5 protein-coding genes are annotated in these 6,373 nt (G+C 65.8%); 1 reads left to right on the top strand and 4 read right to left on the bottom strand.

Annotation, left to right across the window (positions count from 1 at the left end):
* Positions 1-207: 207 nt before the first annotated feature.
* Genes NW858_RS06925 through NW858_RS06910 form a run of 4 tightly spaced genes read right to left on the bottom strand, consistent with a single transcriptional unit; the run spans position 208 to position 3,864 of the window.
* Complete coding sequence (locus NW858_RS06925) at positions 208-1,374, bottom strand: glycerate kinase (RefSeq protein ID WP_414520172.1); 1,167 nt, start codon at positions 1,372-1,374, stop codon at positions 208-210.
* A gap of 35 nt (positions 1,375-1,409) precedes the next feature.
* Positions 1,410-1,958: a hypothetical protein gene (locus NW858_RS06920; protein ID WP_414520171.1), complete on the bottom strand. Its 549-nt coding sequence runs from the start codon at positions 1,956-1,958 to the stop codon at positions 1,410-1,412.
* The gene (locus tag NW858_RS06915) at positions 1,945-2,331 is read right to left on the bottom strand and encodes a thioesterase family protein (protein ID WP_414347273.1); all 387 of its coding nucleotides are present in this window, start codon (positions 2,329-2,331) and stop codon (positions 1,945-1,947) included. The genes NW858_RS06920 and NW858_RS06915 overlap by 14 nt, the downstream gene beginning before the upstream one ends.
* Positions 2,332-2,349: 18 nt before the next feature.
* Positions 2,350-3,864: a hypothetical protein gene (locus tag NW858_RS06910; protein WP_414520170.1), complete on the bottom strand. Its 1,515-nt coding sequence runs from the start codon at positions 3,862-3,864 to the stop codon at positions 2,350-2,352.
* Positions 3,865-3,985: 121 nt separating this feature from the next.
* Here NW858_RS06910 and NW858_RS06905 point away from each other — a divergent pair, with 121 nt between their 5' ends.
* Positions 3,986-6,121: a tetratricopeptide repeat protein gene (locus NW858_RS06905; RefSeq protein WP_414426923.1), complete on the top strand. Its 2,136-nt coding sequence runs from the start codon at positions 3,986-3,988 to the stop codon at positions 6,119-6,121.
* Positions 6,122-6,373: the final 252 nt, after the last annotated feature.

The raw sequence follows: 6,373 nt of genomic DNA, 5'->3' as shown, positions 1-6,373 counted from the left end.
CCCTGAGGAATCCCCTCACCCCCGGCCCCTCTCCCTGAGGAATCCCCTCACCCCCGGCCCCTCTCCCTGAGGAATCCCCTCACCCCCAGCCCCTCTCCCTGGGGAATCCCCTCACCCCCGGCCCCTCTCCCTGGGGGAGAGGGGAGCTGGAGAGCAATGGACAGGCTGTTCCATAATCTTTTGCAATGACTATGTGATGAGCGGATCCTAGGCTAGAAACTTTTTCAACTCGCAAGCGGCCATCTGTTCCAAGTGGTGGCCGGCCTGACGCTGGGCTTCGGTCACATCCGGGATCCGGTCGCAGAGGGCAGCAACTCCAATTGGCAAAGGTCGGGCGGCCAAGTCGGCTCGGGCTGCCGGGGTGGCCTGGCCACAGAGAATCAGCAGGGGCTTCTGGGCTGCCATGGCCAGCTCCAGCACCACTCCTACCACTTTGCCCATGCTGCTCTGTTCGTCAAGGCGGCCCTCGCCGGTCACCACCAGGTCACAGCGGTGGATGCGCTCCGCCAGAGCCAAGTGCTGGGCCAGCAAGTGGATCCCCGACTCCAGGGTGGCGCCTAAAAAAGCCACCAATCCTGCCCCTAGCCCGCCGGCGGCGCCGGCCCCTGGGATCCCGTCCACAGTCCGGCCCAGGTCGCGCTCCACCACTCTGGCCCACTGCTGCAGTGCCTGCTCCAACTGCCTTACTTGCTGGGGAGTGGCGCCCTTCTGGGGCGCAAAAACGGCAGCCGCCCCCAACGGGCCGGTGAGGGGGCTCTGCACATCGCAGAGGCCGCGGATGCACTTGCCCTGCCAGACAGGCTGCTCGGGCGGCTCGATGCGCGCCAGGCGGGCCAGCTCCCCTCCCCCCCAGCCAATGGGATCCCCGGCCTCATCCAAGAGGCGATAGCCCAAGGCCTGCGCCATCCCTGCGCCCGCATCGACGGTGGCGGATCCGCCCAGCCCTATCCAGATCTCGGCAATGGGATCCCGGCAGACGGCCCGCAACAGCTCCCCCAAGCCATAGGTGGTGGTGCGGGTGGGATCCCGCCGCTGTGGGGGCACCAAGGTCAGGCCGGCCACCTGGGCTACTTCCAGCAGCGCCCGCTCGCCCGCCACCCCGTATTCGGCCCAGACGGGATCCCCCAGCGGGCCGGTGACCCACAGCCCTCGTTTTTCTCCCCCCAGCGCCGGCAGCAGCACCTCTAGGGTGCCCTCGCCCCCATCGGCCAGAGGGAGCAGCTCCACCGCGGCCTGGGGCAACACTTGTTGGATCCCGCGGGCCATGCTCGCTGCCGCTTCCTTGGCCGTCAGGGATCCCTTGAAGCTATCCGGGCAGACCAAAATCCGCCGGGGCGCGCGCGGATCCCATTCCTTTTGTCCCCAATTCGACATAACCCAAAGTTTGGCTCGGCGAGGCTGTTCCAGCGCTAATTGTCCGGGATCCTTTCCCAGAGGGCCAGCCACCCCAGTTTCAAGGCTGGCCCCAGCACCCGCCAGGGACGAAAGCGAACCACTAGGGATCCCTGTCCGCGCCAGCCGCTGCGGGCGAAGGTCAAGCGCAGGTGGCGGGCCAGCGAGGGAGGGAGGGCCGCCAACAGCCCTAGGCACTGCCCCGTCAAGGCCGGGTTGGCAAAGCCGATTTCTAGGCCGCCTTGCCAGGACTGGATCTGGATCCCCTTGGCCAACCGCTTCAGAAGGGGCCAGAAGCGAGGCCAGTCAGCAAAGGAGGGACGGCAGCCCACCCGGGCCGGCCAATGCCCGCGAACGCAGAGGGATCCGCAGCGCCATTCCCACCCCCGACGGCTGCCCCGCAGAGCCAAGCCCCCCCACCCGCGCCATTTCCAGCTCCAGGCGAGGGGGCCTTGCCAAGGCTTGCGGTAGCGTAGCAGGAGCTGTTGTGGCCAGAACAGAAACAGCCCCAACCCAGTGACCAGCAGCAGCCCTGCCAGGTACTTGATGATCTCAAGCCAGCCCATAGCGGGCCAGAAAATGGGGCAAATCGACTACCTGACAGGTGTAGGATCCCTGCATCACCAGCCGCCCCTGCTGCGTGATCTCCACCTGAAACTGAACGCGCCTTCCCTCCACTTGCACAACCTCAACCTGAAGGTGTAGAGGATCCCCCACCACAGCTGCTGAGCAGTGTTCTAGGACAAAGCGGATCCCGACTGCCGCTTCTTCCCCCTCGTAAAAAGGCTGCAAGGTGTTGTGGCCACATCGCTCGATCAGCGCCAACAGAGCTGGGGATCCAATCACCCTCACGCCGGGGTTGCCCAGGGCCTCAGCCGTCTGCTCGGGGCCGGGGATCCCTTGCCAGGTGCCACGGGTGCCGAGGGGAAGGAGTTTCACAACCCTAGAACCTCAACGCTAGCGGGACGCTGTTCTGGACTGCCACCAGCGCCAGCCCTGCCCAAGCAAAAGGAACAGAGCCAGGATCCCAACGCTGGCCGCCAGCACCAGGGCCCGCTCCAGGCGGGTGGCATAGAACCCCGTCACCGTCCAGTTGCGGCTGAGGTTGGATCCGAGGATGGCGAGCGTGGCCAGGCCCAAAGCTTGGATCCCCGTCCAAGTCGCCCTTCTCCCTTCTTGGTTCAAGGCTATGGGCTGCAGCGCCGCCAAGATCAAGGCGGTGATCAAGGCTGCCAGCAAGAAAGCTGCTTGCGGCTGGGCATGGACGAAATAGCCCACCCCCAGCGGCAGGAGCAGGCTGCCCAGCGTCAGGCCGACCCCGGTTTGCAGGGGTTTGTCCAGCCCGTGCAGCCAGTAAAGAAGCGCAGCCAAGGCCATGGCCGCCATGCCCAAGTAGAGCGCCGCCGATACGTAGGGCTGGGTGAGGTCGATCCCGGCCACCTGCAGGTTGAACTGGTGCAGCAGGTTTTGCAGCAGGGGTCGGGCCGACAAAAACAGGGCGGCCATCGCCCCCCAGCGGCTGGGAAAAGCCAGACACCCCAGCCCCAGCAGCGCCGCCCCGTAGGATCCCCCCAGCCGCAGTGCCAGCAGCGCCCCACCGCCTACCAGCGTCAGGCTCACACAGGTTCGCCAGAGCAAGGCCTCTTTCCCCTGGGGTGCCGGGATCCTGCTCTCCAAAGCCAGTAGAGCCCACGAGAGCAACACCCCCGCCCCGTACAGCAGCGCCCAAAAGGGATCCTGGTACAGCCCGTTGCGCACCAGAGCCAGGGCCAGCGCCGTCGCCACCAGCCATCCCACACCGTGCCCCAGGGCCGACAGCAGCCGGTTGGATTCCACCTCGCTGTCGGGTGAGGACTCTGTCCCGCTGGCGCGAACGGGAACAGTCAACAAGGGCAGGGTGCCCGCCACTAGGCTGAGGGCGGCCAGACCAACAGGTAACAACACCGGCCAAGGGAGATCTGGCAGAGATTCCCCTCCCATCTCCATAAGGCGGGATCCCCAAGTCAAGGCGGCGATGCCGCTCCAGCCCTGGGCCAGCCCCATCAGCACAGACAGCATCTCTTCTTCAGCCAAGCAGCCCAGCAACGGGATCCCCACCAAGCCCATCCCCAGGCCGCAGCCCCACAACAGCAGAGAAAAAGCAGCTCCCGCCTCAGATCCCTCGAAGGCGCCGCCGGCTACACCCTGCCAGGTGGCCAAGCTGAGCAGCAGCACCGCCAGCCCCTGCCCGGCCCGCCCACAGCCGCCCAAGCCCAGCAGCCCCAGTCCCACCAGCCCCCCCAACAGCAGGGCCAGCGGAACCGGTTCCGGCAACTGTCCCAGCCCCGCCCCCAGCGCTGCCAGGGCCGCCAGGCCCAGTCCCATTGCCGGCTGCCAACGGCGCAGGGATCCCCAGCGGCGATAGCGAATCGCTTCCAACAGCAGAACCACTAAGCCAATCGCTGCGGCAATCGCCAGCACTCCGCTTGCCATCTCCCCCTCCTGACCAACCCTTCCTCAACTATCGCCGATCTTGCAGCCGGGGAAGAGGCAGTGCTCGGGCCGCCGAGGCGATGGCAAAGATAAGCTGGAAAAGAGCAGCGAGCAGGCGTTCATGTCTTCCGAGCATTACAAGTTTGACCTTTTCTTGCGCTACCACCGAGAGCAGGCGCGGTGGGCGCGGCAACTGGCCGAGCGGCTGGATCGGGAGGGGTTCAAGGTCTGGTTTGACCGCTGGATGCTGCAGCCGGGAGACGACCGCCGGCTGGAGCTGCAACTGGCCATCGAACAATGCCGCTGGATCGGGGTGGTGGCCTCGCCGGAGTTTGTTGCCGATCCCTGGCCTAGAGATGAGCTCTACAGCGGCTTCTCCCACGCTCCGCCCCGACAGAACCAGCGCCTGCTGACGCTGCTCCACACGCCCGCCGAGCTGCCCCGCCCCCTGGCAGAAGCACCGCTGCTGGATTTTAGCGGCTCTGAGGAAGATCCGGTGCTGTTTGAGTACCGGGCCCGGGAGCTGATGCACTTTTTGGATCCCAGCTTCCCCACCCCTGGAGATCTGCAGCGATTTCGGCTGCAATACCACCGCCGCGAGGAACCTCCTGAAGATGAGGAAGTGCGGGGGTTCCAAGCTTTCCTACGAGCCATTCAGCTAGCCATCCTGCGCATTGCCACTGGCGAAATGCCCTCTGCCACACCGGAGGAAGGGGCACGCAAGATTGCCATTTTGCAATTTCTTCAGCGCCTGTTCCAGTGGAACAGCGCCGATATTCAATTCGATCGGGCCGAGGAGTGGCGCAAGCGGGGCAACCTAACCGAAGCCCTGGCCGCCTACGACCGCGCTTTGAACATGGATCCCAACTTCGCCCTGGCCTGGAGCCGACGCGGCGATGTGCTGGTGCAGTTGGCCCGCTACCGCGAGGCGGTGGATAGCTACAACGGATCCCTGAGCATCAACCCCTACGACGAGGAGACGCGGCTGCGCCTGGCCCTGATTCTGGGGCGCCTGGGCCAGTACAAAGCGGCGGTGGTCAACTACGACAAGGTGCTGGAGAGCAACCCGGAGGACGCCCTGGCCTGGCACAACCGCGGCATTCGCCTCATGCAACTGAAGCGGCCCAAGCTGGCCCTCAACAGCCTGAACAAGGCGCTGCGCTACAACCCCCAACAGCCCCGCACCTGGCTGGCGCGTGGGATCGTGTTGCGGCGGCTGCGGCGGCCCAGCTCGGCGGCGGCCAGCTTTGCTCGGGTTTTGAAGCTCAACCCCAGAAGTGGCCGGGTCTGGCGCTACCAAGGCAATGCCCTGTTCCACTGCCAGCGGCTGCGCTCGGCCATCGAGTGTTACAAGCGCTCGCTGCGGCTGCGCCGCCGGGATCCCATTACGCTCCACAACCTAGGGGTGGCTCTGCTGCGCCTGGGGCAGTATCGGCTGGCCAGCAAAGCCCTGGAACGTGCCCTGCGCTACGACGCCGACAACCCCAAAAGCTGGTACGCCCGCGGCGTGGCCTTCCAGAAATTGGGCTACCTGAAGGAGGCTTGCATTCACTTCGAGGAAGCCCTGAAAATCCGGCCAGAGGACTTCCCGGCTCGCTACGCCCTGGCGGTGACACAGCAGGAGCTGGGGCAATACGAGGCCAGCCTGGAGCAGTTCCGGAGCTTGGTGCAGCAGCGTCCTGGCAGCTTTGCCTGCTGGTTTGGCCAGATCACCAGCCTGCGCCGCCTGGGCCGATTGGAAGAAGCCCTTGCCGCCGCCCAAGAGATGACCCGCCTCAACGAACGGGATCCCTGGGGCTGGTTTGCCTTGGGCCTGGTCTATGGCGACCTGGGGGATGCGGAGAAAGCGGCGCAAGCCTACTCGCGCGTCCTGGAGCTCACCCCAGAAGACGCGGTGGCCCTCAACAACCGCGCCTGGGAAGCCCTGAAGCTGGGAAAGTTGGAGCTGGCCCTGGCCGACGCCCAACGGGCTACGCAACTGGAGCCGCAGCGGCCCGCCTTTTGGCATACCTTGGGGTTGATCCAACTACAGGCCGGCCAGCGGGAAGCGGCCCAGGCCAGTTTGCAGCGCTGCCTGGAGCTGGATCCCCAGTTTCAGCCGGCCCAAGCTGCATCCGGCTTGCCGACGGGCATGCCCACCGAAGATAGGGGGACAAAGTCCTTGGAAAGCCCCGCCGCCGAGATGGGATCCCCCTTGCCGGAGCTGGAAACCCTCACCCCTCAACCAGAGCCCCAGCCGCTAGACCGCAGCTCCTGAGCGGATCCCCTTGGCCTGCTCCCATCAGCGCGGCGCGGGCTTCCCAACCTACTTAGAGACAACCCGCACCTGCCCACCACAAAACCGTCAGGAATATAGTCGTTTCAGACAAGATTAAGACACTTTGCCGCTGCCCAAGCGCTCCGCGCCGCTCACGCGACCACCCCCGGCCCCTCTCCCACCCTCACCCCCGGCCCCTCTCCCTGAGGAACGACCCTCACCCCCTGCCCCTCTCCCTGAGGGAGAGGGGAG

Origin of the sequence: Synechococcus sp. H55.10 (assembly GCF_047502715.1) — a bacterium.
Classification (GTDB): Bacteria; Cyanobacteriota; Cyanobacteriia; order Thermostichales; family Thermostichaceae; genus Thermostichus.
This window is presented reverse-complemented; position numbering and strand designations above follow the sequence as displayed.

Excerpts from the sequence above, each read along its gene's own strand:
- NW858_RS06925 (WP_414520172.1), bottom strand. The coding sequence starts at position 1,374 with ATGTCGAATTGGGGACAAAAGGAATGGGATCCGCGCGCGCCCCGGCGG.
- NW858_RS06910 (WP_414520170.1), bottom strand. The coding sequence starts at position 3,864 with ATGGCAAGCGGAGTGCTGGCGATTGCCGCAGCGATTGGCTTAGTGGTT.
- NW858_RS06905 (WP_414426923.1), top strand. The coding sequence starts at position 3,986 with ATGTCTTCCGAGCATTACAAGTTTGACCTTTTCTTGCGCTACCACCGA.
- NW858_RS06920 (WP_414520171.1), bottom strand. The coding sequence starts at position 1,958 with ATGGGCTGGCTTGAGATCATCAAGTACCTGGCAGGGCTGCTGCTGGTC.